This window comes from Bacillus sp. USDA818B3_A, from assembly GCF_009928415.1.
Classification (GTDB): Bacteria; Bacillota; Bacilli; order Bacillales; family Cytobacillaceae; genus Neobacillus.
This window is the reverse complement of the sequence record NZ_JAABNN010000027.1, coordinates 17,169-38,844: the sequence shown is the minus strand read 5'-3', so window position 1 is coordinate 38,844 and position 21,676 is coordinate 17,169. Positions and strand designations below refer to the sequence as shown.

Annotated in this window: 22 protein-coding genes; 2 read left to right on the top strand and 20 right to left on the bottom strand. The window is 33.8% G+C overall.

Going from position 1 to position 21,676, the window contains the following annotated elements:
- Positions 1-16: 16 nt before the first annotated feature.
- The 15 genes from GXK58_RS24385 to GXK58_RS24315 form a co-directional block, all read right to left on the bottom strand.
- A complete protein-coding gene (locus GXK58_RS24385; RefSeq protein ID WP_160725770.1) occupies positions 17-1,015 on the bottom strand; it encodes a polysaccharide pyruvyl transferase family protein in 999 nt (332 codons plus the stop codon).
- An 18-nt stretch (positions 1,016-1,033) separates the two neighbouring features.
- Entirely contained in the window at positions 1,034-2,308 is a 1,275-nt protein-coding gene (locus GXK58_RS24380; RefSeq protein WP_160725769.1) for a glycosyltransferase family 4 protein, read from the bottom strand.
- A 149-nt stretch (positions 2,309-2,457) separates the two neighbouring features.
- Positions 2,458-2,745, bottom strand: a complete 288-nt coding sequence (locus tag GXK58_RS27795; RefSeq protein WP_442862504.1) for a DapH/DapD/GlmU-related protein — start codon at positions 2,743-2,745, stop codon at positions 2,458-2,460.
- Between the two features lie 542 nt (positions 2,746-3,287).
- Positions 3,288-4,157, bottom strand: coding sequence for a glycosyltransferase family 2 protein (locus GXK58_RS24370; protein ID WP_160725767.1), 870 nt, complete (start codon positions 4,155-4,157; stop codon positions 3,288-3,290).
- The gene (locus tag GXK58_RS24365) at positions 4,157-5,440 is read right to left on the bottom strand and encodes a hypothetical protein (RefSeq protein WP_160725766.1); all 1,284 of its coding nucleotides are present in this window, start codon (positions 5,438-5,440) and stop codon (positions 4,157-4,159) included. Before GXK58_RS24365 ends, GXK58_RS24370 begins: the two co-directional genes overlap by 1 nt.
- A 44-nt stretch (positions 5,441-5,484) precedes the next feature.
- On the bottom strand, positions 5,485-6,054 hold the full coding sequence (locus GXK58_RS24360) for an acyltransferase (RefSeq protein ID WP_160725765.1): 570 nt from the start codon (positions 6,052-6,054) through the stop codon (positions 5,485-5,487).
- Positions 6,055-6,379: 325 nt separating this feature from the next.
- Positions 6,380-7,543: a glycosyltransferase family 4 protein gene (locus GXK58_RS24355; RefSeq protein ID WP_160725764.1), complete on the bottom strand. Its 1,164-nt coding sequence runs from the start codon at positions 7,541-7,543 to the stop codon at positions 6,380-6,382.
- Positions 7,544-7,575: 32 nt separating this feature from the next.
- Positions 7,576-8,697 carry a glycosyltransferase family 1 protein gene (locus tag GXK58_RS24350; RefSeq protein WP_160725763.1) on the bottom strand — a complete coding sequence of 374 codons (1,122 nt, stop codon included), beginning with the start codon at positions 8,695-8,697 and terminating at the stop codon, positions 7,576-7,578.
- A 193-nt stretch (positions 8,698-8,890) separates the two neighbouring features.
- Positions 8,891-9,970: a GDP-mannose 4,6-dehydratase gene (gmd, locus tag GXK58_RS24345; RefSeq protein ID WP_160725762.1), complete on the bottom strand. Its 1,080-nt coding sequence runs from the start codon at positions 9,968-9,970 to the stop codon at positions 8,891-8,893.
- Between the two features lie 18 nt (positions 9,971-9,988).
- Positions 9,989-10,930, bottom strand: a complete 942-nt coding sequence (gene fcl, locus GXK58_RS24340) for a GDP-L-fucose synthase (protein WP_160725776.1) — start codon at positions 10,928-10,930, stop codon at positions 9,989-9,991.
- Positions 10,931-10,950: 20 nt separating this feature from the next.
- Complete coding sequence (locus GXK58_RS24335; protein ID WP_237389770.1) at positions 10,951-11,601, bottom strand: sugar transferase; 651 nt, start codon at positions 11,599-11,601, stop codon at positions 10,951-10,953.
- Positions 11,602-11,650: 49 nt separating this feature from the next.
- The gene (gene galU / locus GXK58_RS24330; RefSeq protein ID WP_160725760.1) at positions 11,651-12,544 is read right to left on the bottom strand and encodes a UTP--glucose-1-phosphate uridylyltransferase GalU; all 894 of its coding nucleotides are present in this window, start codon (positions 12,542-12,544) and stop codon (positions 11,651-11,653) included.
- Between the two features lie 315 nt (positions 12,545-12,859).
- The gene (locus tag GXK58_RS24325) at positions 12,860-13,621 is read right to left on the bottom strand and encodes a tyrosine-protein phosphatase (protein WP_160725759.1); all 762 of its coding nucleotides are present in this window, start codon (positions 13,619-13,621) and stop codon (positions 12,860-12,862) included.
- A gap of 56 nt (positions 13,622-13,677) precedes the next feature.
- Positions 13,678-14,376, bottom strand: coding sequence for a CpsD/CapB family tyrosine-protein kinase (locus tag GXK58_RS24320; protein WP_160725758.1), 699 nt, complete (start codon positions 14,374-14,376; stop codon positions 13,678-13,680).
- Entirely contained in the window at positions 14,369-15,115 is a 747-nt protein-coding gene (locus tag GXK58_RS24315; RefSeq protein WP_160725757.1) for a YveK family protein, read from the bottom strand. The genes GXK58_RS24320 and GXK58_RS24315 overlap by 8 nt, the downstream gene beginning before the upstream one ends.
- Before the next feature lie 210 nt (positions 15,116-15,325).
- Between GXK58_RS24315 and GXK58_RS24310 the strand changes: the two genes are divergently transcribed.
- Entirely contained in the window at positions 15,326-16,114 is a 789-nt protein-coding gene (locus GXK58_RS24310) for an SGNH/GDSL hydrolase family protein (RefSeq protein ID WP_160725756.1), read from the top strand.
- Positions 16,115-16,273: 159 nt separating this feature from the next.
- Here the strand turns inward: GXK58_RS24310 and GXK58_RS24305 are convergent, their stop codons facing one another.
- Positions 16,274-16,429 (bottom strand): hypothetical protein, encoded by a 156-nt coding sequence (locus tag GXK58_RS24305; protein ID WP_160725755.1) that lies wholly within the window; start codon positions 16,427-16,429, stop codon positions 16,274-16,276.
- Positions 16,430-16,611: 182 nt separating this feature from the next.
- Positions 16,612-17,133 (bottom strand): hypothetical protein, encoded by a 522-nt coding sequence (locus GXK58_RS24300; protein WP_160725754.1) that lies wholly within the window; start codon positions 17,131-17,133, stop codon positions 16,612-16,614.
- A gap of 303 nt (positions 17,134-17,436) precedes the next feature.
- Between GXK58_RS24300 and tagU the strand changes: the two genes are divergently transcribed.
- A complete protein-coding gene (gene tagU, locus GXK58_RS24295; RefSeq protein ID WP_160725753.1) occupies positions 17,437-18,363 on the top strand; it encodes a polyisoprenyl-teichoic acid--peptidoglycan teichoic acid transferase TagU in 927 nt (308 codons plus the stop codon).
- A 119-nt stretch (positions 18,364-18,482) separates the two neighbouring features.
- On the opposite strand, the gene pyrH is transcribed toward tagU, so the two are convergent.
- The 3 genes from pyrH to tagH all read right to left on the bottom strand — a co-directional run bounded on the left by pyrH (position 18,483) and on the right by tagH (position 21,493).
- Entirely contained in the window at positions 18,483-19,205 is a 723-nt protein-coding gene (gene pyrH / locus GXK58_RS24290; protein WP_160725752.1) for a UMP kinase, read from the bottom strand.
- Between the two features lie 308 nt (positions 19,206-19,513).
- Entirely contained in the window at positions 19,514-19,654 is a 141-nt protein-coding gene (locus GXK58_RS24285) for a hypothetical protein (RefSeq protein ID WP_160725751.1), read from the bottom strand.
- 219 nt (positions 19,655-19,873) lie between these two features.
- Positions 19,874-21,493, bottom strand: coding sequence for a teichoic acids export ABC transporter ATP-binding subunit TagH (gene tagH / locus GXK58_RS24280; RefSeq protein WP_160725750.1), 1,620 nt, complete (start codon positions 21,491-21,493; stop codon positions 19,874-19,876).
- Between the last annotated feature and the right edge of the window lie 183 nt (positions 21,494-21,676).

The following is a 21,676-nucleotide window of genomic DNA, read 5'->3' as shown; positions in this document are numbered from 1 at the left end:
CTAATACCACTTGTCATCACATTATGTTGACAAATTGACTTTTCCACTTGTTGATATTCTCTTGAGGCAAAACTATGCTAGTTTTAAAGTCACTATTTATTATGGTTTCAAGTTTTAAGTGATCTTCATCTCTTTGTAATACCATTAAATTCGTATCTTTTGATATTTCTGTTGCTCTATTGTCAACTGCTAAAATGATACTTCTTTTATGATTATTTAAAGCTCGAATACCTCCGTGTAATCTTGTACCAACGTATTCAATATCATTGTCTTTTAAAATTTCATCATATTCTGAAAGTGTGGGTGCTACAAAATGAATCTTTGAATCACTTACAAGTGATTTAGTATAATTATAATCTTCAACTGCTTGTAACCACACATATACTCCATCATAATTTTTTAGCAAAACCTCTAAAAATGCCTTATCACTTTCAGGATTTTTGTTATAATTTGTAAGAGTTGTTACTACATTTTTTGATTTATTTTCAGGAATGGTACTACAAAATTCAGGTGTAAGGTTCCACATCGTCGGACATGCAGTATTTACTACATTTTTTATTCCAATTGATTTTAACTTGTTTTCTGTATAAGAATCTCTAACAGAATGCATTAGATTATTACTTAGTATTTTTTTTAGCAGTACCCTAGTATACCAATCAGGTGATTCTTGATACTGCCACCAACCAACACCAAATAATACTGCATTATTAATATACTTTGTATCTTTAAAGTCAATATCCCATTGCTTTCTTTTCCTCATATTTGATGCAAGTAAATTTGTACCGAAAACTAATGAAAAATCAGAAGACTTAATATGAGAGTAGTTACGTTTTGTTAATTTTGATCTCGTAGGAATTGAAACATACATAGATTCTCCAAAGATATCCTTACATATAGACATACAATAATCTTGAATAATATGATCACCAATATTTTCACTTGATATACTGGGTTCAAATAATGATATTTTATAATATTTTTCTTTCACTTTTGCAGGTACTGTTTCATAATTCATATACTTTTAAACTCCTTCTTAATCTGACTGTTTCTCTAATTCTCTATATATTTTTAGTAATTTTTCCAAATTGACTTCTCTATTATGAGTTATTTGTGCATGTCTCCTTCCGTTCTGAGAGAACTTTAAGGCAATCTCATCATTGTGAAAAATATTACAAATATAATGAGCTAACATATAAGGAGCATCAGCTTGGTACACATAACCCTCTTCTTCATGAACAATCATATTTTTCACTCCACCTACATCAGAAGTAACAACTGGTACTCCAAGAAGCATTGCTTCTCCAACGGAGTTTGGCGAATTTTCAATTGATGATGCAGATACAAATACATGTGACTTACAAAACCTATCAGACATTTCATTTTCGTTTAGACCACCTAGAAAGACTACATGATTTTCTAGTGAATACTTTTTGATAAGCTTTATTAAATATTTATCATAAGTCTTTTCTTTAAGAATTGCTTTTAGGCCCCTGTCTAATCTATTTCTACCAGTTGTGTAAATAATAGTGTTAGGATATTTTTTTAATATTGTAGGTAATGCCTCTAACAAAATGTGTAACCCTTTAATAGGATATTGACTCTGACTAACAAAGATTGAATGTCTTTCGCATTGATTAATATCCCATGCTTTATTGTAAAATTGATTTCTTAAAGTCTCGTTACAGAAATGATATTGAACGTTCGGATTTATTTGACTAGAACAAGCACTATCCCAATCTGTTCGACCAATTACATGCTTAGCAATTTTTAAAGCCTCTATTTCGTATTTTCCTCTCTTAACAAAATCTCTTTTTTGATGGACTATACTATCTCTCTTAATTAACTCTCTTATTGTGCATTTATTTATATATTTTTCTTCAATATATCCATCAAAATGCTTTGCATAGATTGAAACTAACCCCTGTATAGATATAACAGTATTATCTAACAAGTTTAAATTTTTACATGCCATCATTGCACAGTAAGAGTGAATATATTCCGTTCCCCATATATGAACTAGATCTGGTTTAAATTCTCTAATTATAGATTCAAATTTTTCTACTTCACGTAAATTAAATTTTGTAGTGTTTTTCTCAAATGGAACAGCATAATATTGAATATCATTCAATGTTCCATATAGAGACTCTTTATTGTTTGGAATAGGAAATGCAATGCATAACTCAATATTAGAAATTGCTGAAAGCTGTCTACTTAATTCTACTAGCCATCCGCCACCTCTTCCAATATTTATTCCAATATCTTCTGCGATTATTGGAATAGCTTGATTAGTAATCCATAATAGCTTCATTTACTACATTACCTCCAAATTATGCTAGCTTCCCTCTGAATAATAAATGAGCAAAGGTCCTGAAAAATTAACTAAGAAAAACGATTAAACCTTAAAATTATAGACGAATCATCTAATATACCAAGTTTTGATTGGCAAGAATCGCTAACTTAAGTCGTTCCCTTTTTTATCAAATCGTCTTTAATTTTACGAAGTATTTTTCCTTCATTTTTAAGTTTATAATAAACATCTTTATCTCTATATTTAATATGTTTTGCAGGGTTGCCACCAACAATAGAGCATGGTTCAACGTCTTTTGTAACAACAGACCCAGCACCCACAACTGCTCCCTCACCAATAGTAACTCCAGGTAATATTATTGCTCTTTGACCTATCCATGAGTTTACCTCTATTATTATTGGTTTTCTTATATTCTTAAGATCATACGGAATTGCCATTAGGTCTGGTGAATCATATCTATGATTTTCAGTTAAGAATGTTACATAAGGGCCAATACATACCCCTTGTTTTAGAATTATTCCCCCTGGTGCTTGAAAGTAACAGTTTGGACCTATATAAACGTAGCCATCAATTGTCACCATTTCGGGATTTATGAATCTATTTCCATCTTCAATAATTACCCCAGGTAATTTTCTAAATTCGTAGACACATTTTTGCTCTCTAAATCCTAACTTTGAAAGAAATTTTTTTATCTTCCTTTTCATTGATTGACCACCTTTGACTAATTTACTATTAACCTTCAGGAATTATTACTTTATCCATTCTGTTTCCCTTAGGATTCTCATTTTAAAGAAAGAATAAGATAAATATTACAAAATTCTAAAATAATTCTGCCTATGTTTTTTGCTAAGGCAAAACTTAGATATACTAGTAATCCTTTTTCATTTGCATTATATGGTAGATTTATATTTTATTCAAAAAACTTTAAATAAATTTATTCACTTCTATTGACCAAAAAATGCACTTTGGCTAATAAATTTCATTTAATTCTATGTTGAATGCTAGTTTTTGCTATCCAAATGTATTGAATAAAAAACCAATACAACCATGCCTTTCCATATGCAATTTTGCAATAATAAGCGTAAGATTTAGGTGGTCTAGCAGTTCTGTTATGAAGTAATTTATACCTCTTAAATAATGGTATACTTACATCCTGCCAGGTTCCTTCTATATTATTTCTTGAACATGTCCCAACATAATCAGATGCAACAACAATTTGTCCACCATTTTTCATTATCCTTATTGAATAATCATAATCAGCCATTGCATGTGTATACGCAGTTTCAATATTCCCAACAATTGCTGCTAAATCCGCAGGAATTAAAAAACAATTCCAATTCGCCAAATCACATTTAGCAAATGGAACTTGGGGATATACAACACTCTTTACATCTTTATAAAGTCTCTTCTTCCACATTTTCCCGCCATATGACCATTCATTTGTTTTTGAATCCTTTAAAGTACCTACAACTGAAACAAGCTTACTGTTTTTAACTGCTGCATTATATGAATCTATCATTAGTTCTAACATATTATCATTAAACTCTACATCGTCATTGATCATTAAAAAGAAATCTGGTTCTGTATTCCTTGATGCAGAAAAAGCTACTTCCATTCCTCTCGCCCAAAACAAGGTTCCATCACCTTGAATTACATTAATATTTGGATATTTTCGTTTTACCTCATCTGCTGTCCCATCATTTGATCCATCATCACAGAGAAAAATTGAAAGAATGCATTGTCCATTGTTTAATGCCCTCTGTTTGTGTAATGAATCTAAACATTTAATAGTCTTTTCTTTTCTATTATGACAGGTTAGACAAACTGCTATTTTAACACTTTTATTCACTACTCGTCTCCTCCGATAATTTTAATATCTTTGCTTTTTAAGTATTCGAATTTATACGTTTTTGTTTCAAATAAAAATAATATAAAAAACGACAACCAATAGAATCCTTCTGTAAAGTTGAATATAATAAAAACTAAATACAAGAAATACTTTTTCCTACTTTTACTTATTATAAAAAAACTATCAATTCCTTTTTTATAAAAAAATATATATATAGCACCAAAGAAAAGACCATAGGTATATAGCATGTTCATGATTCCATTGGAGTTATTATTAATATCATTCATTACTTCCATATTTTTTGTATTATCTGTTTTCCCTAAGCCAACAAAACCGCCTTCTTTTATTAAGTTTATACTTTGAATGGTATCATTCATTCTGATTGCTACAGAAGAATATTCATTTCCCATACCGGAAAATTTATCTGAGATATTGTTAGAAGCAAACACATAATAAATACCTATTGATATGAATATAAAAGTAACAAATCCTTTTATTAAACGGCCATTTTTAGATGAATTAGTTAGAAATAATTCTTTAACATCTTTATAGAATACAGTAATTAACAAAATAAAAAGAATATAAGAAGTAGTAGATTGTGTAGTTAGAATTGTAATACAAAAAATTATAAATTGAGCTTTTAATTTCTTTAGATTTTTCATGTTTTGGCTTATAGGTAACAAAACTAACAGTGTCATAAGTAAAGCCACCATAATAAATGCCTGAAAAGCACCAGGCTCCCAAAATAGTCCTGAATTCCGAGTAGCGATCCGTCCCCATCCCCACATGTAAAAAGGTGATAGGACATAATTTCCGTTACTTCCGGCTTGATAAGTTGTAGCGAATTTTGAGGGGATATCCGGTGAAAAAATAGCTAAACTAAAACAAATCAGGCTAATAATTGCAATTATACTCATCAGATTCACATAGACATTCGCAATTTCAAAATTAGTAAATTGTGAGCAAATAAAAGACATCAAGATTATATTAATAACAAAGATTATTACAATTTTGAAATGTGAACTCCCCATTCCACTAAAATTAATGAATACATTAATAAGAATATAAAGCAGCATCAATGTAAATCTTGTCAAATTAATTTTAATTGCTCTAATAGAAATCCTAATAAAAAATAAGCCTATAATGAATAAAACAATAAAAGTATATTGTGTTAATGTATTATGAATAATACCAAAATAAACTGTTTTAGAATTAAGAACAACAAACAAAATTAAGATATATTTCATAAAAACTAAAAACAAGTTTTCCTTAAATATCACCATACTTACTCCCCATAGTTAGGTGTTGAAAAACAAATATAACCATCTTATATTTTAGGCACCCTTTTAATAAATTTTGCAGGATTCCCAGCCCAAATTTCACCTTCTGGAATATTTGATGCAACTACAGAACCTGCACCAATTACACTATATTTGCCAATTGTTACACCCTTTAAAATAATAGAATGTGCACCAATAAATACACCTTCCTCAATATGAATTGGTTTTGAAACAACTGTGACATCGGGAACGGCCATCCTAGACTGATAATCAATAGAATGAAAATCTGTATCATAAAATTTACATGATCCACCTATCATTACATTATTATCGATTTTTATCATACTTTGTGAAATAAACGTTGAATTTGAAATACCACAATTATCTCCAATTAGAATTTGTCCCTTTGAAATAGTTTTAAAAACTGTTTGGGTATCCCCGCCAATTACATTAGATTTTTTTGAAGAATGAATCCGAATCCCTTTCCCAAACTTAATATTTTTACCGCGAATGTTAATTTGTCCATAGATTTTTAGATCTGGTCTTATCTCTAATCCATTCTTCCTAAATTTATATTTATTAACAACATTATTAATCAATGATGAAACAATATTCATAATTGAAGCTCCTCAATTGCAAATAATTATTTGTTACGTTCTCGTCAAAATGTATTACGATTTAATACTTAAAATAAAAAAATTTATTTTATACTCTAGTTTCTATTCACAATTTCACCTAGTATATCTAGAAATGTTTCACCTTAGATATCAGCTTAAACAACTGGACTTGTTTCTCTCTATTAATTTCCAATTTATAAAATCGACTTTTCTTAAATGAATTATTCTACACATGCCCTATGTGTAAAATTTCTGCTCTGCTAAATAAATGAAATGCATCGAATAAATCTTAAAAACATACCTTCATTATGCATTTTAACCCCCATTAATTGTGGTTGAGGACACTCTCAAGTTCTTGATATATTTCTTTAACATTTTTATCAGCGGTAAAATTAATTTGAGAGTGAATATATCCTGCTTCTTCAATTCTTTTCATAAAGTTTCTGTCTTTATAAACCTTTTCAATATTGTCTGCTAGGTCTTGAGGATTTCCTTGTTCATATAATAAACCAGTCTTTCCATCTTCGATAATTTCTGGTGTACCGCCTGTGTTTGAACCTATAACTAATAAATGACTTCTCATACCTTCTACTGTCACACGTCCAAATGTCTCACATATTGCGCACATTAATTCAATATCCATCTGTGAACGTATAAAAGTCATATCCTTTACTTCGCCAAGGAATACAATTTCTTTATCCAAACTTAAGTCTTTAACCAATTTTCTCATCTGGTCTGCGTACCAAGAAATATGTGTACGAGTCGGTGAACTTCCTGCAATATGCAACCTAATATTTGTATATCCTCTCTTTTTCAATATGTTAATTGCCTCTATTGCATCCTTATGCCCCTTATCTGGTACTAATCTTCCTGTTAATAGCAAATCAAATGTAGTAGCATCTTTCTTCACTTTAGGCAAATCTAAAGGGCTATCAATTCCATTATGAATAGTTACTAGTTTATCTGAGATAACATATTCCTCAAATTTCTTCTGAAGCGCATGTGAAATTAATATGATTTTACTAGATAAATCATATATTCTCTGATATCCCCAAAATCCCCATAAAGGTTTTACTGTACCAAATTCCCTTACATGACATACATGAGGAATTTTTAACCTTTTTGCAATCAAGGCCCCCACTATGGGCAGTCTGGTATTCGTATAAATTAAATCATAATTTTTATTTCGCAGTTTACTCTTTAACATTACAGACAAACAATACTCAATAATAAATCCCACATATACTTTTCCTAATCGCAAAATATCTTTTCCGTCATTTCTTATTCCAGAAATAACTCCAAAATATCTATAATTAAACCAAGGGATTTGAGCTTCATCTAACTTTTTGTTGAGTTCGCCATTCTTTTTTGGCAAAAGCACTTCGATATCTACATCATAATCATCCTTTAGCTTAGTTAATACAGTATATAATGATCGATTTGCTCCGCCTGAAAAATTTGAATCATGTGTGACCACTAATATCTTCATTTCACTCTTCACCCTTAGTCTAAATACTATTTTTACTTATATTTATTAAGATCAATATAATAATCTTTTAACCTTGCTGCAGCCAGCTCAATATCATAACCATTTTTTTGCATATCCTGTTTAGTATTTCTTCTTACATAACCATCTTTATATTTAAGTGTTTCCTCAGCCCACTCTTTTGCTGTCTGTGATAAATTCATACCAACTACATATTCTGTAAATCGAACTTCATCCGGTATTCCTTCTGATACAATAGACATGGTCGATACAGCTTGTGTTTCTGTTATTACGTTTCCTAATCCCTCATAGAATGATGGGAACATAAACACATCTAATGCTTGCATTATTTTATTCATGTCCCGTCTTACACCTAAAAACTTTACATTATCATTCAGACCTTTTTCTTTCACCAAACTTTCAATCTCTGACCTTAATGGCCCTTCACCAGCAAGTAGTAAAACTGAGTTTGGATAAACCTTAACTACCTCTTCAAAAATCTCCACAAGAAATCTATGATTTTTTTGATAAGCAAATCTTCCTGCGTGTCCAATAACAAATTCATTTTTAATCCCCAATTCAGCTCTTACAGCATTACGTACATCTTCAGAAAAATTATATTTATTTAAATCAATAGCATTTTTAATAAAAGTAACTTTGCCTGACTCGCAGGATTTTTTTCCAAATAACCAATAACCTGCATGTTTTGAACATGCTGCATAATGTGTAGGAAATACCTTTGCAAAAGGACGTAGAACATACTTCATAATTGTTTTCTTGACCTCACCCTTCGTAGCAGTACTATGATTACTTGCAATTCTTATTTTCGCACCAGCAAGTTTTGCGGCAAACAAAGGGAAAACACTCAAAGCATTCATATGTGAATGAACTATCTGATAATTATTTTCTTTAATTATTCGGTATACTTGCTTCATACTTTTCCACATACTCGATGTATAAGGTTCTACTTTAAAGACTTTTCCACCCATTTCCTCAATTTCATTATCAATAGGTGTTTCGTGGTATCCATCAAAAATAAAATCCAATTGGACTTTCTCTTTATCTAAAGCTCGGTAATAATTCATTGTGATTATATCTACACCACCAGAAATTACTGGTCCCATAATCCGGAGCACCCTAATTGGCTTGTTTTCCATTTATCTTTCCTCCGTAGTTCTGTTCTTTGTACTCCCCAACATATCCTATAATATAATTAATCAAATTTCTTTTAACTATATACGGTAGGTAATCAATACTACTAAAATTAAATCGAACCCCAAAACTAGATAAACATCTATATAAAAAATGAAAGAAAAGAAATAAAAGCTCTATTTCCTTTCTTTCATTTTTCTAATCAAACATTTTCTTGATTCGATCTTCTTTTAAAATCTTTTTCAAATCACTAGTTACCATTATCTTCACTAGTTCCTCAAATGAAGTTTTAGTAGGATTCCACCCTAATAATGTTTTTGACTTTGTTGGATCACCTAATAATTGTTCTACTTCTGCCGGACGAAAGAATTTAGGATCAACTTCAACCATTACTTCTCCAGTTGCTTTGTTAACCCCCTTCTCTTCGATACCTTCACCAGTCCATTCAATTTCAATACCAACATGTTTGAATGATAACTCAACAAATTCACGTACAGAGTGCATTTCGCCAGTTGCAATAACGAAGTCTTCTGGATTATTGTGTTGCAGGATTAACCACATACATTCAACATAATCCTTTGCATAACCCCAATCTCGTAAAGATTCTAAGTTACCAAGTGATAATTTTTTTTGTTTCCCTTGAGCAATACGTGCAGCTGCAAGTGTTATTTTACGAGTAACAAATGTTTCACCACGACGTTCTGATTCATGGTTAAATAAGATTCCATTTACCGCGAACATGTTATAAGATTCACGATAGTTTTTAGTAATCCAGAATCCGTAAATTTTCGCCACACCATATGGAGATCGTGGGTAAAATGGTGTTGTTTCCTTTTGAGGAACTTCTTGAACTTTTCCAAATAATTCAGATGTTGAAGCTTGGTATACACGAGTTTTATCTGTTAACCCTAAAATTCTAACTGCTTCTAATATATTTAATGTACCTTTAGCATCTACATCTAATGTGTAACCAGGCATATCAAATGAAACACGAACATGGGATTGAGCTGCTAGATTGTAGATTTCATCTGGTTGAATATCACCGATGATACGAGTAATGTTTAATGCATCAGTAACATCTCCATAATGAAGATGGAAGTTGCTATTATTTAATAATGCATCTGCCTCTTCTTCACTAAGAAGGTCTTCTAAACGTTCTTGGTTATAAGAAGAGCTTCGGCGGATGACTCCGTGCACCTCGTAGCCTTTTTCTAATAAAAATTCCGCTAAGTATGATCCGTCTTGTCCTGTTACGCCCGTAATTAATGCCCTTTTCATTTTGTCCTCCGAATTATGTTAGTTTACTTTTGTTAATTGATTATCTAAAAACCATTGATAAGCTTTCTTTAATCCATCTTCTAATGAAGTAGTTGCTTTCCAGCCCAATGAATTTAATTTCGTTACATCTACTAATTTTCTTGGCGTGCCATCAGGTTTTGTTGTATCAAACTGAATATCACCCTTAAACCCTACAACATCCTTGATTTTTTCTGCTAATTCTTTAATCGGAAGGTCTTCGCCAACTCCGATATTCACGATTTCATTACCAGAATAATTATTAATTAGATAGACACATGCATCGGCAAGATCATCTGAATATAGGAACTCACGTTTTGGTGTACCTGTTCCCCATACCTCTACAAACGGTGCATGACTTTCCTTTGCTTCATGGAACTTTCTGATTAAAGCTGGTAACACATGAGATGTATGAAGATCAAAGTTATCATTTTCACCATATAGATTGGTTGGCATAACTGAAAAATATTCTGTACCATATTGGCGATTATATGATTGACACATTTTGATACCAGCAATTTTCGCAATGGCATATGCATCGTTTGTTGGCTCAAGCTCGCCAGTTAATAGATACTCTTCTTTTAACGGCTGTGACGCCATTTTAGGATAGATACATGTACTACCTAGGAATAAAAGCTTTTTAACATTATTTCGATATGATGCATCTATGATATTCGTCTGAATTAAAAGATTGTCCCGGATAAAGTCAGCTGGATACTCATTATTTGCCACAATCCCACCAACCTTTGCAGCTGCAAGAAAAACAAATTCAGGTGTTTCTTCAGCAAAGAATTTATCTACTGAACCTTTGTCTCTAAGGTCTAATTCTTTACTAGTACGATACACTAAATTTGTATATCCTTTTTCTGCTAGTTTTCTAACAATCGCTGACCCGACAAGACCGCGATGGCCAGCTACATATATTTTAGAGTTTATATTCATCATATTTTTGTACCTCTTTCTTAAAATGCATCTTTTGAACCAAATAATACTAAGACCGTTTTGAAAATAATTTTGATATCAAAAAATATGGAACGCTCACGAATATATTGAATATCTAGTTCAACCATTTCCTCAAACCCTAAACTATTCCTTCCACTTACTTGCCAAAGTCCTGTACAGCCAGGGGTAACCATTAACCTCTGTTTATCATGATTGGAGTATATGGCTACTTCCCTTGGAAGAGGAGGACGAGGTCCTACCAAACTCATTTCTCCTTTAAGCACATTGAATAGCTGCGGAAGTTCATCGATACTTGTTTTTCTAATGAACTTTCCCACCTTGGTAATACGAGGGTCTTCTTTCATTTTGAACATGGCGCCAGATACTTCGTTATACTTTAACAGCTCTTGTAATTTTTCCTCCGCATTAGAGACCATCGAACGGAATTTATACATTTTAAATTCTTTCCCATTCAAACCAACACGTTTTTGCGAGAAAAATACTCTTCCTTTGGGGTCTTCAATCTTGATTAACAGAGCGATAACTATAAATAGAAGACTCAAAAATATAATTCCACATGATGCACCTATGATATCAATCAATCTCTTAACAAGAGAGTAGAATTTTCGATTATTCACCGGAAACTTGCCATTTTGTTTCTCTAAATACACAACATCTTGATTTGCAAAATCAGGCAACCTGGACCCCTTCCTTCTCTATCTATAAAATTACTTTTTCTTTATCTAAAGTAGAAACGAGGTTTTTCAAGTAATCGATCATGTCATCATGGAGGTCTTCATGCTGCAAAGCAAATTCTACAGTTGTTTTGACAAAACCAAATTTCTCACCAACATCGTACCGTTTCCCTTCAAAATCATAAGCAAATACTCTTTGAATTTGATTTAATTTTTGAATCGCATCTGTTAACTGTATTTCTCCCCCAGCACCTTTTTCTTGCTCTTCAAGGAACATAAAAATTTCCGGAGTTAATACATATCTTCCCATAATCGCTAGATTAGATGGCGCTGTACCAGGTTTTGGTTTTTCAACAAAGTTATTAACTTGATACAATCTACCGTTCTGTGATGAAGGATCAATGATACCATAACGGTGAGTGTCTTGATCAGGAACCGTTTGAACTCCAATTACAGATGAGAAGGTTTCTTCGTATTCATTAATTAACTGACGCAAGCAAGGAGTTTCGCCTTGAACAATATCATCCCCTAAAAGAACCGCAAATGGCTCATTTCCAATAAAGTTCCTTGCACACCAAACGGCATGTCCCAGTCCTTTTGGCTCCTTTTGGCGGATGTAATGGATATCTGCTAGATTAGTGGCAAATTGAACCTTTTCTAATAGATCAAGTTTGCCCTTTTCTTTCAGGTTTTCTTCGAGCTCCATTGCCATATCAAAGTGATCTTCGATGGCACGCTTTCCTTTACCAGTAACAATGATGATGTCTTCAATTCCTGATGCCACCGCTTCTTCAATTATGTATTGAATCGTTGGCTTGTCGACGATTGGAAGCATTTCTTTTGGCATTGCCTTTGTTGCTGGTAAAAATCTAGTCCCTAGCCCAGCAGCAGGGATAATTGCTTTTCTTACCTTTTTCAAAATTATTCCCCCATTTTTTTGTTTATCTACTAAACTCTCTTCTCTATTAAGTGTGAGAGCAAAAAAATAAATACCTAATGGAAGTGCAAGTGCTTACATACCTACCATTTCATTAGATATTTATTATGTATATTTTTTAATCAGGCATCTAACCCGTCCTCACACCATGCTCCCGACGACCGGCGTCTAAGGATAAGGAAATATGTTTCCTCTCCCACAGCATGGTCGAGTGCCCCCATGGATATCGGACAGGGAGGCCTCGCCGAATTAGGCATTTAGCCTAATTAAGATCATAATTACACTTTTTGATACTCACTAAAAAAATATAAACTTCTTCTTCTTTTTTATTTGAGTTGGGATTTCCTTTATCACATTTTCCCCAGCAAAGATCAGTTCCGCATTTTCCTTGAATAGATAGACATAATCAGTCCCGTATATTTCATCAATAAAGTCAAAAGCTTCCATCATTTTAAACGAACGATTCTTAATATTGTGAGCATCAGAAGCGATAAAATGAGTTAAATTTGCCTCTATGATTTCCATAGAGAAGTTCTTTATTTTTTTTCCAAAGTAACCACAAAGACTAGATGCTGTTACTTGGGTTAAAGCACCCTTTTCAACCAGCCTATAAAGCAATTCAGGCCGTTCGATCAGTTCTGAATTTCTTTCGGGATGAACAATAATTGGGATTAACCCTTTTACTTGTAAATCATATAAAAGTTTCTCCGCATATCTTGGAACATGGTTGGATGGGAATTCAATAAACAAATACTGACTATCATTTAATGTCTGGATTTCACCTATTTCATAATCTTCAATTATTTCTCCGTAAACTCTCGGTTCCTGACCTGGTAGAATGTTTATATTAACTCTTGCCTCAACTAAAGCACGGTTTAACTCTTCTACCTTTTGGAGTATAAAAGGTTTTCTATTATCGTAATGATTATTTAAATGAGGGGTGGCGATAATGGTCTGGATTCCTTCTTTTTCAGCTTCCTTGGCCATTTTTATGCTATCCTCTAATGTTTGTGCCCCATCATCTATCCCAGGCAAGATATGGCAGTGTATGTCAATCATCGAATAGCCCCCTCATTCCTTAATAATCAAATTGTGTTAAATAGGTTTATGATCCTTTACTTCCCACCATAATAGTAATAGTAGTTAGCGTTTTGTAGTTTCTTATTATTTAAGACTACTCCTAGCAGCTTACCTTGTGCCGCATCAAGCATTTCTTTCGCCTTAACTGCCTGGTCGCTTTCTGTCTTCCCACTAGAAACAACTAGAATCGTCCCCTCGCATTTATTGGCAAGTATTTGTGCATCCGTAACGGCTAATAACGGTGGTGTATCAAATAAGATGATATCAAACACCTCAAGTGCTTCTTGGAAGAACTGTTCCATAGCTTTTGAGCTGAGTAACTCTGCCGGATTTGGCGGAATTGGCCCGCTCGTTAAAACAAATAGATTTTTCTCCTCGGTATCCACGATTACTTTTTCTAACGTCATTTGCTTTGTTAATACAGTGGTTAATCCAAATGTATTGGTTTGATTAAATGTATAGTGAACGGTTGGCTTTCTTAAGTCCGCGTCTATTAGTAAAACTTTTTTTCCTTGCTGAGCGAATACGACAGCTAAGTTAGCAATCGTAGTGGACTTCCCTTCTCCTGGTCCAGCTGAAGTGACCATTATTGATCTAATTTCTTGATCAACAGAGGAAAATTGAATATTGGTTCTAATCGTCCTGTATTGTTCTGAAACCGGAGATTTAGAGTTTAAGAGTGTTACTAAGGACCTTCTGTTATTAACCACATTGCGCTTATTTTTCTTAGCCAATGGTTTCACCTCTTACTTTTACACTTCGTGCTGATTGTTTACTTTGACTATTTTTTATATCCGATTCGTCCATGGTGGCGATGACCCCAAGCACCGATAGACCAAGTAATTTTTCAATTTCTTGTTCTGTTTTAATGGTGTTATCGAAGTACTCTAATAAAAAGGCTAAGCCGACACCTGCCATTAAACCGACTACTGCCGCAATTGCAATATTTACTATAGGTCTAGGTTTAATTGGGGATGCATTTTCTGCAGCATCTGCCTTCGCTAAGATGCTGACATTATCAACACTCATAATTTTTACAATTTCAGTTTTAAATACTTCTGCTGTTTTGTTGGCGATTTCTGCTGCCATTTTTGGGTCTGTGTCCTGAACTGACAAATTGACTACTTGTGAGTCCTTTTCGTTTGAAACAGTTATTTTTTGATTTAATGCGCTAGCTGACATATCTAGATTTAACTCTTTAATAACCAATTCTAGAATCGCTGGGCTTTTAATAATGACATTGTAGGTATTAATTAATTGAAGGTTAGTTTGAACTTGGTTAGTTTGGTATAAAGTCTGATCACTTTTAGACTGGTTAACTAGTAATTGTGTGGATGCTTGATAGATTGGAGTTAAGAAGTAAAAACTTACTACTCCAGATACCAAGATGGCAATAAAGGTTATGCTCAATATTAAGCTTAATCGTTTGCGAAGTGTTTGAAGTAACTCTTTTAAACTTATCGTTTCTTCCATGTTGTCCTCCCAGAAAATATGTAAAATTGGCACGAAATTGATTATATCATAAAAATAGCACTTTCCGACATATTTCCTAATTATTTTCCTTTTTCCGTCTATTATTTTACATCATTTTGACATTTTTTAAAGAGATTTTTTCAATTGGATTAAATTTCTATTAAACATTTGTTAAAATAGGGTTACAAAACATTTTGGGGGTAGCACTAAATGAAGAATAAATTCTTAACGATATTACTAGGTTTCTTGTGTGCGGCAGTCCTCTACTTCGGACAATCCCACTGGAATCAAAAAATTGAAGCAGCGCCCAAGAAAGTGTCAGAGAGAATTATCGATAACCAGCAAAAGATTCCAGAAGAGGAATTGCTGGGTCATGCTAGCCAGTGGCCTGCAGCAGCCGTTGAACAATTTAAAGAAAAATTGGAAGGAAAACAAACTTTTAAGGTTTTATTTGTAGGATCCCCTGCAATTGGCTCTGAGCAGGTAGGTACATTCCCTATCGTCCGTGATAAGTTACTTCAGACCTTTGAGCAGAAGAATATGCAGGTATCCCTCAAAACCTATCAGATGACCTCTACTCAGTTTATTGCTAGTCACAAACAAGACGAGATTGCAGCAGAGCAGGCTGATATGATCGTTCTTGAACCTTTAATTCAGCTAAATAACGGCGAGGTCTTGATCAATAAAACCTTAGAAGATCTTACAACACTCATCCAGGATATAAAAGCTCAAAATCCTAAAACCACTTTTATTATCCAGCCATCCTATCCACTCTATAGGGCAAAGATTTATCCTAGTCAGGTAGAATCGTTGAGGAAGTTTGCGGAGGAAAACCATCTGACCTATCTTAATCACTGGACCGCTTGGCCAGATCCAAATACGGATGCATTTAAAGAATACCTGCTTCCCAATATGAGTGCTCCTAGCGATAAAGGGTATCAGGTATGGAGTGAATACTTAATTAACTACTTTACTAACCAGAAGGCGGACTCTGAATAGAGTTCTCTTTTAACATCTTTTTTGTAAACGCTTTTAACACGTATATAATAGTAGAAACTCGGTTTAATTATTAATTAATAATTTCTTCATTGTAGATCTTTACGTAATCCCTGCCATCAAAAAAGGCTATCTAGGTTTCCCCGTAATAGCCCGTAATAATTAACAGATGACTAATTGTCTTAAATCCGTTTTTATATCCTCAATTAACTTTTCAAGTGTTAGTTCTGATTCATTAACGCCCTTTTCATATGCTTTTCTCACAATTTGTGAAAAATCAACAATATTCTGACTCTTATCTCTATCATTTCTCTCCAACTCCCAAAATCCCCCCCTTTATTTAGAATGAACTATTTATTTATTTTACTGAAAGTCTGACTATTTGTAAATATATTACCAGTTGAAATTTGCGGAATATTTGTAGATAGAGTCGAAAGCTGCGATTGCCTATCAAGGGTAAGTAAAGAGTAATACTACAGAGTGCCTGTATATTATGAAACCTAGCTTCCGTACCTTTTCCATTTCCGGTAGAGCTTCTTTTCCATTAGATACCCCGTTATCCCTACTATTAAACCAAATAATAACCCATTAAAAACCGGATAATCCAAAAAGGGAACTGGTTTGATAAAAGTGCTATCATGCCAAACTAAACCGAAATCCATACCAATGACGAGACCAATAAAGAATCCAGACAAGTAGGTTCGGTTTTCAACTGCTTTTCCTTCTAATCTATTGTTATTGGATCTTGCCGAATTATAGGCGTGCCAAATGGCAAATCCATAAATGGATGGATAGAATAATCCCCAGCTGTAATTAACCGATTGATGAGCACCATGTATGTCCCCATTAAATGTACTTACAAGAACGATGTTCAGGTGTGAGTTCAAGTTGATTAAAAACTCTAATCCGAGCAAAATAATTCCTATTAAATAGTCTTTGTTATACAGTTGCCCAAATCCCGGCAGGACCAATGACCATAACATGGCTGCAATCGGAGATTTATAAGGCCGGCTGCTTCTCATCAAGCTCTCTCCCTTAAGTTAAGTATTTCACTATAATTTCGACGGATTTAGAGTTAATTCCTTTTATTTTACATTTTTTAGTATTTTAGACCTAACTAAGTCCTAAAATAATTTCATATTCCAGGTTTTCTAGTTATTTTAGAAAACCTTTGTAATCAAATGAATACAAGGCAGTTTTTTAATGGTTATGAAAAAGTGATTTCCATAAAAATTCCATATATTTTTTATATCTATTTTCCTACTTTTTTGGTATTCTATTAGCTGAGTGCAAAATATTTGTCAATTTTTTGGAGGTATTATCGAATGAGATCTCAAAAAAAGAAAAAGAGAACTTGGCTGAAAGTTACTGGTATTATTCTTCTTCTCCTTGTTATTGGTGTGGGCGTGTATGCCTATAATGTATATAGTTCCTTACAAACGGCTGTCGAAACAATGAATGAGCCGCTTGAAAAAACTCAATCCGACAAGCGTGAGGAGCCTGTTGCAGTTAAAGAAAAAGATCCATTTTCTGTTTTAATGCTTGGTGTTGACGAGCGCTCAGGCGACAGAGGCCGTTCTGACACGATGATTGTATTAACTGTTAATCCAAATTCAAATACAGTAAAGATGCTTAGTATTCCACGTGATACTCGTACGGAGATTGTTGGAAAAGGCACAACGGATAAAATCAACCACGCTTATGCTTTTGGCGGTGTACAAATGTCCGTTAATACGGTTGAAAATTTCTTAAATATACCGATTGATTACTACATGAAGGTTAATATGGAAGGCTTTAGAGATATCGTTAATGCTGTTGGCGGAATCACTGTTCAAAATGATCTAGATTTCACCTATGATGGCTATCATTTTACTAAAGGTACATTAAACCTAGACGGTAAAAAAGCATTAGCCTATTCTAGAATGAGATATGATGATCCTCGCGGCGACTTTGGCCGTCAAACACGACAGCGTCAAATCATCCAGGCAGTTATTAAAGAAGGGGCAAGTCTTTCAGGCTTAACTAATTACTCCGATATCTTCAATGCCCTTGGCAAGAACGTAAAAACAAATCTTACATTTGATGAAATGGTCGACATCCAGAAGAATTATAAATCTGTCGGTAGCAATATTACTCAAATGGAAATCAAAGAAACAGGTACGAAGATCGGTGGAATCTATTACGGTATCGTTTCTGATGCAGAGAAGCAAAGACTTCAAAATGAACTTAGAACTCAACTAGAGCTAAACTAAATAACTAAAAATAAGAAATATCTATTAAGAAAGTACCTATAGATTAGGCTCTTGTGAAAGAGTATCTAATCCATAGGTACTTTTTTCTTTAGCTATAGCCATGACTTATTTTGAGATTATTACTTCCCGCTAACAACGGTACCAATATTCTCGCCCATAACCGCTCTTTTGATATTTCCTTGTTCCATAATTGAAAAAACGATCAACGGAATGTCGTTATCCATACACAGTGAAGAGGCCGTTGAATCCATAACCGCTAACCCTTCCTTAATGACATCCAAGAAAGTAAGGTCTTCATACTTTGTGGCATTTTCATCGATTCTAGGGTCAGCAGAATAAACACCATCGACATTATTCTTCGCCATTAAGATTACTTCCGCATCAATCTCCGCTGCCCTTAACGCTGCGGTGGTATCAGTTGAGAAGTACGGATTGCCTGTACCTGCTGCAAAGATCACAACCCTATTCTTTTCTAGGTGTCTCATTGCCTTGCGTCTGATGTATGGTTCAGCCACCTGACGCATTTCAATCGATGTTTGTACACGTGACGCAATTCCTAAATTCTCTAAACTATCCTGAAGCGCTAACGAATTCATCACCGTTGCAAGCATACCCATATAATCAGCTGTGGCTCGATCCATACCCATTTCACTGCCGATTTTCCCGCGCCATATATTACCGCCGCCGACAACAACAGCTACTTCCACGCCTAGTTCCGCTACTTCTTTTACCTGTTCAGCAATTGATTTAATCACCGAAGGTTTTATGCCAAATCCTGCCTCACCTGCTAGTGCTTCCCCACTCAATTTTAATACCACTCGTTTGTACTTAGGCCCGTTCATATATACCTCCATATGTATTTATATTATTTTGAACACTATGTGTACCTATTTAAAGACTATTTCCGGATATAAATATAGTGTTATTTCCTTGCTAAATCAAAATATTAGCTTCACGTATTAGTATTTTTCATTTTTCCTTATATTATTAACCATATATAATTTCCCCGCATCACTTATAAACATAAATTTGCTCGTCGACAATTCCCTGCGCCGAATTTACTTTGGTTTACCCGCGGATCGATTAACTTATGTAAAAACAAAAAAGAACCCCGGAGGGCCCTAATCATAACCAATTTGTAACTATTATATCATCGAGTGTGATTCCAACCGGGATCATATACATAATCATTATTCTCATTAAACTCATCTAAATCTTCAACCTCAAGATTTTCATACTCTTCCATATAGGATGATATTTGTTCTGCTAATAATTTTAATTTTTTTAGCATAAGACCACCTCACTGGTTTTGATTTATTAAAGTTTGTCCAAAAAACCTTGTCTTAATAATACAAAACCAATATGAAGTGTTAGTGAATGAAATGTAAAACTTATGTTAAGTCTTTAGATATATCTCGTTACCTAATCCGGCTCCAAGTGTCATTTTATTTCCATACATAAAAACCTGAATAAATGACAGGACTCTGCCATCTATTCAGGTTCATTTTTATCAAGAAGACGAGCCTTGAGCCGGTCTGACCGTCATTTCCGTAAAGTTCCCTTGGTTGTTAGCATACAGGATAAAGTCGTAATCTTCGCCGTGATACAAATAGGTATATTCTTTAAGGCGCAGTGCAGGTTCTCCTAACTGCTCCACAACCTCTTGTCTCGTTAAACCGTCCAGCTCAAATTGAAGTTCACTCAATTGATCTTGGTTATTAAACGCCATGGTGGCAGAGTCTGCGTCTGTCCCAAGTTCCTGTCTTGTTTTTCCAAAGGCGCCCAGCGTCTCACCCAATTGATCATTCTGAGTCAAAGAGCTGACAGAGGATACAAATTCGGACTCATCCGGCTGTGGCTCTATTTTAGTCACAAGTTTTTCACTAATCCAGACATCTTGTCCATTGGCTAATTTGAATTTTAACCAATTAAATCCCTGAACAGGGTCTTCTTTGATTTCCTCTACGGTGATGGCATCTCCGAAGTTCACCATCGTCACCTTTTGACTGGAAGAGAAATCAGGCATGTCTCTCACAAAGCCTGCACTCATTTGCACATAGCGTACATCTTTCACTGTTGCCACTGGGTTTTCCTTAGTAGTCGTCTCTTTCACCTTTTCCTTAGAAGCCTCTTTTTGCCCCTCCTCAATCATGACATTTTCTTTTTTATCTGCCTGGAAATAAGTAATTACATGATTCCATTTAATAAATAATAGTGCAACTCCGATTAATACTACGACTAGTAATAACGAATTTAACCATAAATCACTTTTCCGCTTAGGCTTCTTTCTTGACAGGGTTATACTTTCAGAATGATTGCTAGTTTCTGCAGTTGAGGAACGTTTTCTGCTCCTTTTTTCCATTATTCTGCGATTGAACTTTTTCTTCTCTTCTTTTGACATCTTGTTAAACTCTTTGATAAATTGATCATATAGCGGCACCACTTCATCCACTGATCCATAAGCTTTTACTTCTCCTGCTTCTAGCCATAGTGCTTTTTGACAAAATTCTTTTATTTGTCCAATAGAATGGCTAATAAAAAATATCGTCTTACCCTTTTCCTTAAAATTATTCATCTTATTTAAACATTTTTGATAAAATGTTTTATCTCCTACTGACAAAGCTTCATCAATCACCAAAATATCAGGATCAATGTTGACTGAGATAGCAAAGCCTAATCTAGATTTCATTCCGCTCGAGTACTTTTTAACGGGCTGGTCAATAAATTCTCCAATATCAGCAAATTCAATAATATTAGGCATCAAATTTAATATCTCATGCTTTTTAAAACCAAGCATTAAACATTTTAACTCGATGTTTTCCCGACCAGTTAACTCATTGTTAAGACCTGCTCCAATAGAAATAAGGGCAGCATCTCCATTAATGTTCACATTACCTGATGTTGGGGGGATAACACCTGAAATCAAATTAGATATCGTTGATTTACCTGCACCATTTACACCTATGATGCCAATAACATCACCCTTTTTAGCCACAAAGTTTATATTTTGTAAAGCATAAAAATCATTCCCATAACCACTCGGTAAAATTAAATCCAATAATTTATCAGAAGTCTTTTTATACATTTTATATTTTTTTGTTACATTACTAAAAACAACTGAATTATCCATGGTTGCTCCTTACTAATATTATTTCCAACTATGACTTAATTTTGTAGTTATTTTATTTTCTACAATGAGGAAAATAAGTACACGGTTTTTTTTTAAAAAAACTCACTTTTCATAATAGCACATATCTAAAAAGAAGGTCAGAATTTGTTGGAAATTGCCAAAAAAAGGTCTATTTTTAAAGCA